Annotated in this window: 5 protein-coding genes; 4 read left to right on the forward strand and 1 reads right to left on the reverse strand. The window is 63.6% G+C overall.

Annotated elements, in window-relative coordinates:
* Positions 1–135 precede the first annotated feature (135 nt).
* The 3 genes from KMAL_RS07835 to KMAL_RS07850 all read left to right on the forward strand — a co-directional run bounded on the left by KMAL_RS07835 (position 136) and on the right by KMAL_RS07850 (position 3,359).
* On the forward strand, positions 136–828 hold the full coding sequence (locus KMAL_RS07835; protein ID WP_110095179.1) for a fumarylacetoacetate hydrolase family protein: 693 nt from the start codon (positions 136–138) through the stop codon (positions 826–828).
* A gap of 56 nt (positions 829–884) precedes the next feature.
* Complete coding sequence (locus tag KMAL_RS07840; protein ID WP_110095180.1) at positions 885–1,961, forward strand: aldo/keto reductase; 1,077 nt, start codon at positions 885–887, stop codon at positions 1,959–1,961.
* A 216-nt stretch (positions 1,962–2,177) separates the two neighbouring features.
* Positions 2,178–3,359, forward strand: coding sequence for a zinc-dependent alcohol dehydrogenase (locus tag KMAL_RS07850; protein ID WP_110095182.1), 1,182 nt, complete (start codon positions 2,178–2,180; stop codon positions 3,357–3,359).
* A gap of 212 nt (positions 3,360–3,571) precedes the next feature.
* Here the strand turns inward: KMAL_RS07850 and KMAL_RS16915 are convergent, their stop codons facing one another.
* Positions 3,572–3,787, reverse strand: a complete 216-nt coding sequence (locus KMAL_RS16915) for a hypothetical protein (protein WP_146044180.1) — start codon at positions 3,785–3,787, stop codon at positions 3,572–3,574.
* 232 nt (positions 3,788–4,019) lie between these two features.
* Here KMAL_RS16915 and clpB point away from each other — a divergent pair, with 232 nt between their 5' ends.
* Positions 4,020–6,623 (forward strand): ATP-dependent chaperone ClpB, encoded by a 2,604-nt coding sequence (clpB, locus tag KMAL_RS07860; protein ID WP_110095184.1) that lies wholly within the window; start codon positions 4,020–4,022, stop codon positions 6,621–6,623.
* Positions 6,624–6,811 lie beyond the last annotated feature (188 nt).

Genomic DNA, 6,811 nt, shown 5'->3' on the forward strand with positions numbered 1-6,811 from the left:
GGGGCGATGAATTTATTGTATTGTCGCGGCGCGCTGTGCACGCGTGACAGGCGGGGGCGTGCAATGCAACCATGGGTGCCCCAAGGTCTGTGCCCCATGACGGGCCGGTTGCAACAGTGACGGAGTTATCTGCCAATGGTGGATTTTGTGATTCCCCCTCCCGCCCAGCCAACGGTTGGCGTCAGCACGACGGAGGCGCTGTTTCCCGTGCGCCGGATCTGGTGCGTGGGGCAGAACTATGCCGCCCATACGCGCGAAATGGGGGGGAATCCCGAACGGACGGAGCCGTTTTTCTTTGCCAAGCCGGGGGATGCGGTGGTGCCGGGCGGCGGCCTGCTGGACTTTCCCGTCGCGACGTCCGACCTGCATCACGAGGTCGAACTGGTGGCCTGTATCGGGCGGCCCGGGGAAAACATCCCGGTGGAGAAGGCGCTGTCGCACATCTATGGCTATGCCGTGGGGCTGGACATGACGCGGCGCGACCTGCAGGCCATCGCCAAGAAGGCCGGGCGCCCATGGGCGCTGGCCAAGGGGTTTGACCAGTCCTGCCCCATCGGCACCATCCGCCCGGTGTCCGAAATCGGCCACCCGGCGAAGGGGCGCATCAGCCTGAGCGTCAATGGCGAGGCGCGGCAGGTGGGCGACCTGTCGGACATGATCTGGTCCGTGGCGGAAATCATCGCCGCGCTGAGCCGTTTCGTCGCCCTTGCGCCGGGCGACCTGATCATGACCGGCACGCCGTCCGGTGTCGGACCGGTGGGACGTGGTGACGTGATCCATGCCGTGTGTGCCGGGGTGGGGGAACTCAGCGTCACCTATGGTCGCTAGGGCCGCCGTCCCGTCCCGCCATCATTTCCATATCATCCGCACAGGAGAGACAGATCATGCAATATCGTCAGCTTGGGCGCTCCGGCCTGCGCATTTCCGCCTTTACGCTGGGCACGATGACCTTTGGCGGCAGGGGCGACTTCGCCAAGACGGGGAATACCGACCTTGCCGGGGCAAGACGCCAGATCGACATGTGCGTGGATGCCGGGATCAACATCTTCGACACCGCCGACATCTATTCCTCCGGCGTGTCGGAGGAGATCCTTGGCGCGGCGCTGAAGGGGCGTTCGCCCGACCTTCTGGTCAGTTCAAAGGCCCGCTTCACCATGGGGCCGTGGCCGAATGACGCGGGATCGTCGCGCTATCACCTGATCAGCGCGTGCGAAGCCAGCCTGAAGCGGCTGGGGCGTGATCATATCGACCTGTATTACCTGCATGAATGGGACGGGCAGACGCCGCTCGATGAAACGCTGGAGGCACTCGACACCCTGACGCGCAGCGGCAAGATCCGCTATGCGGGGGTTTCCAACTTCTCCGGCTGGCACCTGATGAAGGCGCTGGGCACGGCGGAACGCAACCGCCTGATCGCGCCGGTGGCGCAGCAGATCTATTACTCGCTGCAGGCGCGGGAGGCGGAATACGAACTGCTGCCGGTGGCGGTGGACCAGGGCATTGGCGTGCAGGTCTGGAGCCCGATGGCCGGCGGCCTGCTGTCGGGCAAGTACCAGCGCGGCAAGCCACAGCCCACCGGCACCCGCCAGATCGAGAAATGGGGCGAACCGCCCGTCTATGACATCGAAAAGCTCTATGACGTGGTGGATGTGCTGGTCGCGATCGCGGCGGAGCGCGGGGTGTCGGCCGCGCAGGTTGCGCTGGCATGGGTGGCGCATCGTCCGGCGATTACTTCCATCGTGATTGGCGCGCGCACCGATGCGCAACTGGCCGATAACCTCAAGGCAGCCGAACTGAGCCTGAGCGCCGAGGAAATGGCCCGCCTCGACAAGGCCAGTGCGCCGCCGGTGCTGTATCCGTACTGGCATCAGGCCAGCACGGCCTCGGACCGCCTGTCGCCCGCCGACCTGCTGCTGCTCGCCCCCACCATCGCGGAGCGCGCAAAGGACGGAAAAGCCTGATAATCCACTGACAAATCTATAAAAGTTTTTGGTGAAGCTTTTTTCAAAAAGCTTCGGAAGACGCCGCCTTTTTAAAAAAAGGCGGCACCCAAAAACTTTTAATACTTATCCTGCCATGGCCCCGGCAGGCATTGCATCGTCATGGAAACACTTCATCGGAAAACTCCGCACAGTGGCGCGCGTCTGTCTCATATCACCTGAGCAGGACGACCTCCCATGAAAGCGCTGACCTGGCAGAAAAAGGGCAGGATCACATGCGAAAGCGTGCCTGATCCCGTCATTCGCGACGGGCGTGATGTCATCATCAAGGTGCGCGCCTGCGCCATCTGTGGCTCCGACCTTCACCTGATGGACGGCATGATGCCGAGCATGCAGTGTGGTGACATCCTTGGTCACGAGACCATGGGCGAAGTGATCGAAGTGGGCAGGGACATCACCACCCTGTCCATCGGGGACCGTATTGTCGTGCCGTTTACCATTTCCTGCGGCGCGTGCCGGCAGTGCATGTGGGGCAACTGGAGCTGCTGCGAACGCACGAATCCCAACGGGCGGCAGCAGGCGGAAACCTTCGGGTATCCGCTGGCGGGCCTGTATGGCTATTCCCATATCACGGGCGGCTTTGCCGGGGGGCAGGCGGAATACCTGCGGGTCCCGTATGCCGATGCCGGGCCGATCGTGGTGCCAGACGTGCTGGGGGACGAACAGGTCCTGTTCCTGTCGGACATTTTCCCCACCGGCTATCAGGCGGCCGAGAACTGCGACATCACGCCAGAGGCGGAGAAGACCATTGCCGTATGGGGGTGTGGCCCGGTCGGGCAGATGGCGATCCGGTCGTGTTTCCTGCTGGGGGCAAAGCGTGTCATCGCCATCGACGAAGTGCCCGAAAGGCTGGCCATGGCGCGCGTCGGCGGGGCGGAGACCATAGATTTCCGCCACCAGAACATCCAGCAGACGCTGGTTGACATGACGGACGGCCGTGGACCTGACGCGGTTATCGAGGCGGTCGGGATGGAGGCCCATGGCGCGGACACCATGATGCAGAAGGTCGGCTCCGCCCTGCTGTCGGCCACGACGCTGGAGCGGCCATTCGCCCTCAACCAGGCCATCCTGGGGTGTCGTCCGGGCGGGATACTGTCCATGCCGGGCGTCTATGCCGGGGCGCTGGGGCCGGTCATGATGGGCGTGCTGATGAACAAGGGGCTGACCCTGCGCACCGGACAGACCAACGTGCAGAAATACCTCGCCCCGCTGCTCGAACGGATCCGCAATGGGGACATCGACCCCTCCTTCGTGATCAGCCACCGTTCCACGAACCTTGAGGACGGGCCGGACCTTTATGAAAAATTCCGCGACAAGCGCGACCACTGCACCAAGGTCGTCTTCCGTCCCCATGGATAGGCAGGGCGGTATCAGGGCATGCAGGTTACCAGTGAGTATTCTTGCCAAAAATCCATAATGGCCTGCGCGACATATGCCGCCAGATCATACAGGGCGTAATGCGTGGGGCCAGGCATGACGAGGGTGTCCTTGTGTTCCGAACGCGCCCTGTCGAACGGTTTGAACCCATCGCGACAGGACCCGGACAGTCCCGGCTTGTCCCCCGCCAACGATCATCCGTAAGGGCCGGGGCGGTTGGGCGAACCGGGCCTGCGCCCACGCGGGGTGGTGTAATACTCGACGGCCCCGACCACCGCGTCGATGCCCCGGAACCGGCGTTCCGTCATGGCGGCGTTGACCGCATACCCAGGCCCCCGCCACAGATGTCCCGGCCACCCGTCCCGGCAAGGATGCGCGTTGTGCGAATGGCCGCCCGGAGAAGAAGTCACGCCAGTCTTGATCCAGATTAAGTAGCATTTCACCAACCGGTGATCATCTGGAACGACGGATGTGTCCGATGCTGTGCGGTGGGAATAGGACATGGGAACATGGGGTTGCCATCTTGTAATAACATGCGTCCATGCCCAACTGTGAAACCAGCCGCTGTGCCGTTGCCTCTCCATCTGGGACGGCAGCAGCGGACCTGTTTTGTCGCCTGAGAATAAAGGGACGGGGGATTTTATGAATATCGAGAAGTTTACGGAACGTTCGCGCGGGTTCCTGCAGGCCGCGCAGACGATCGCGATGCGTGACTACAACCAGCAGCTCACGCCGGAGCACCTGCTCAAGGCGCTGCTTGATGATGACCAGGGTGCCGCGTCCGCGCTGATCCGCGCGGCGGGCGGCCAGCCCGCCACCATTGCCGCCGCCGTTGACGCGGCGCTGGCCAAGCTGCCGAAAGTGCAGGGCGGCGGCGCGGGACAGCCCAGCGCCACGCCTGACCTCGTGCGGCTGCTTGATGCGGCCGAGCAGGGGGCGCAGAAGGCCGGGGACGAATATGTGGCGCAGGACCGCCTGCTTGCCGCCATCGCCGCGTCGGAAACGCCCGCCGGGCAGGCGCTGCGTGCCGGTGGCGCCACCCCGCAGGCGCTCGACAAGGCCATCGCAACCATCCGCAAGGGACGCACCGTGACCAGTGAAAACGCCGAAGCCAGTTTCGACGCGTTGAAGAAATACGCTCGCGACGTGACCGAGATCGCGCAGCAGGGCAAGCTTGACCCCGTCATCGGCCGTGACGAGGAAATCCGCCGCGCCATCCAGGTGCTGGCGCGCCGCAGCAAGAACAACCCCGTCCTGATCGGTGAGCCCGGCGTGGGCAAGACCGCGATTGTCGAGGGGCTGGCGCTGCGTATCGTCAATGGCGACGTGCCGGAGGCGCTGAAGAACAAGAAGCTGCTCTCGCTCGACATGGGCGCGCTGGTGGCTGGCGCGAAATATCGCGGTGAGTTCGAGGAACGCCTCAAGGCCGTCCTGAAGGAAATCGAGGCCGCCGAGGGACAGATCATCCTGTTCATCGACGAAATGCACACCCTTGTCGGCGCCGGCCGTTCGGACGGGGCGATGGATGCGTCCAACCTCATCAAGCCGGAACTGGCGCGCGGCGTGCTGCACTGCATCGGTGCGACGACGCTGGACGAATACCGCAAGTATATCGAAAAGGACGCGGCCCTCGCCCGCCGGTTCCAGCCGGTTTACGTGGGCGAACCCACGGTGGCCGACACGATCTCCATCCTGCGCGGGATCAAGGAGAAATACGAACTGCATCACGGCATCCGTATTTCCGATGGCGCGCTGGTTGCCGCGGCGACACTGTCGAACCGCTACATCACCGACCGGTTCCTGCCCGACAAGGCGATCGACCTTGTGGATGAGGCCGCAAGCCGCCTGCGCATGGAAATCGACAGCAAGCCGGAAGAGCTCGACGAACTCGACCGCCGCCTGATCCAGCTCAAGATCGAGCGAGAGGCCATCCGCAAGGAAGACGACGCCGCCAGCAAGGAACGTCTGGTCAAGCTGGAGCTTGAACTGTCAGACCTGCAGGAGAAGTCCGATTCCCTGACCGCCGCGTGGCACGCGGAAAAGGATCGCGTCAACGCGGTGCAGAAGCTGCAGGAAGAACTCGATCAGGTGCGTTCGGATATCGAGGTTGCGCAGCGTCGGGGTGATCTGGGTCGTGCGTCGGAACTGATGTACAGCCGCCTGCCCGCGCTGCAGGCGCAGATCGCGCAGGCACAGGAAGAAGCCGACCAGGCCAGCAAGGGCGCGGGCATGGTCAGCGACACCGTGACCGACCAGGGCATCGCCGCCGTGGTCTCGCGCTGGACCGGCGTGCCGGTGGAACGCATGCTCGAAGGCGAGCGCGCGAAGCTGCTGCGCATGGAAGACGAACTGCGCAAGAGCGTGGTCGGGCAGGAACCTGCGCTGAAGGCCGTGTCCGACGCCGTGCGTCGTGCCCGTGCTGGCCTGCAGGACCCCAACCGCCCGATCGGTTCGTTCCTGTTCCTCGGCCCGACGGGCGTGGGCAAGACCGAGTTGTGCAAGGCGCTGGCCCGCTTCCTGTTCGATGACGAGAAGGCGCTGCTGCGCATCGACATGAGCGAGTTCATGGAAAAGCACGCCGTGGCGCGTCTGGTCGGTGCCCCTCCCGGTTATGTCGGGTATGAGGAAGGCGGCGTCCTGACAGAGGCCGTGCGTCGCAGGCCGTATCAGGTCATCCTGTTCGATGAGGTCGAAAAGGCGCACGAGGACGTCTTCAACATCCTGCTGCAGGTGCTTGACGATGGCCGCCTGACGGACGGGCAGGGGCGTACGGTGGATTTCCGCAATACGCTGATCGTGCTGACCAGCAACCTTGGCTCCAGCGTGCTGGCGCACCTGCCGGATGGGCAGTCGGTGGAAAGCGTGCGGCCAGAGGTCATGAAGGTGGTGCGCGATCACTTCCGGCCGGAATTCCTCAACCGCCTGGATGAGATCATCCTGTTCTCCCGCCTGCAGAAGGCGGATATGGGCAAGATCGTCGAAATCCAGATCGGGCGGCTGCGCAAGCTGCTGGCTGATCGCAGCATTACGCTGGATCTCGACAAGGCGGGCGAGACGTGGCTGGCGGATGCCGGATACGACCCGGTCTATGGCGCGCGTCCGCTCAAGCGCGTGATCCAGCGCAGCCTGCAGAACCCGCTGGCGGGGATGCTGCTGGCAGGTGACATCCATGATGGTGAGACCGTGAAGGTCTCCGCCGCTGACGACCACCTGACGATTGACGGGCATGCTGTTGACGCGGACTGATGTGTCGGGAGTTTGAGCGTGTAGGGAGGGGGAGGCGTGAGCCTCCTCCTCTTTTTTTTGCTTTTTTTTCGCGTTGATGTGGCGGGAATGGGAGTTTTTGGTTCGGGTTTGGCGGTTTTCCGGTGTTTTTGAGGGGTTTGCATAAGGCGTTGACAATGGGGGTCGATCTCCGTAAAACCCGCTTCACC

Source organism: Novacetimonas maltaceti, assembly GCF_002906255.1.
GTDB classification, from domain to species: domain Bacteria; phylum Pseudomonadota; class Alphaproteobacteria; order Acetobacterales; family Acetobacteraceae; genus Novacetimonas; species Novacetimonas maltaceti.